1 protein-coding gene is annotated in these 256 nt (G+C 63.7%); it reads right to left on the bottom strand.

Features of this window, described 5'->3' with window-relative positions; all coding sequences use genetic code 11:
* Window positions 1-256, bottom strand: a 256-nt coding sequence (locus Q5L94_RS13930; RefSeq protein WP_317498947.1) for a hypothetical protein, incomplete at both ends; no start/stop codon positions are given.

Genomic DNA, 256 nt, shown 5'->3' with positions numbered 1-256 from the left:
ATCCGAGACGAACCGGTCACCGTAGAGATCGGCTCGGCTGTCGATGAAGGGCTTCACGCCCTGCCAGATCAGGTAGCCACCGAACGCATACTCGTTGAGCACCGGACCGGCACGAAGCTCCAAGGGAACGTGGGCCAAAGCCGCCGCCGGTGTCGCCGGGTTCTCCGGTCGGGCGACGGGAATCGAAAGGCGCAAAGTGACCATCGCGACGAGCAGGAACGCGGCGATGCTGGCGAATATCGTCCTGAAACGCGTG

The organism is Idiomarina sp. Sol25 (assembly GCF_033052775.1).
Taxonomy (GTDB): Bacteria; Pseudomonadota; Gammaproteobacteria; order Enterobacterales; family Alteromonadaceae; genus Idiomarina.
Note: the sequence above shows the minus strand (reverse complement) of the source record. Positions and strands in the feature narration are given on the sequence as shown.